The sequence below is a fragment of the Chitinophaga sp. GbtcB8 genome (assembly GCF_019091455.1).
GTDB lineage: Bacteria > Bacteroidota > Bacteroidia > Chitinophagales > Chitinophagaceae > Chitinophaga.
On record NZ_JAGXJN010000506.1, the window covers coordinates 1 to 231 of the forward strand.

A 231-nucleotide genomic window follows, 5' to 3' on the forward strand; every position below is an offset into this window, starting at 1 on the left:
TTCCAGCGAAACGATCTTATTATATTATGATGCCTTCGGCGATGATATGACCTCAATGGATGAAGATGAGTACCTGATAGCAGAAGCCCTGCTGATGCGCCAAGAGCTGCGTATTGGCGAAGTGCAGCTGATCCTGGGCAAGGCCGATGTGTACAGCACCATTAAAAAGGTCATAGGAAAAAAGGTATGCCTGGTATTTGGAGAGCTGAAAGAAGCCTATAAAGAAAAGAA

Annotated in this window: 1 protein-coding gene; it reads left to right on the forward strand. The window is 45.0% G+C overall.

All coding sequences use genetic code 11. The features are described from left to right. A partial coding sequence (locus tag KVT36_RS32425; protein WP_217607539.1) for a hypothetical protein occupies positions 1-231 on the forward strand: 231 nt, incomplete at both ends.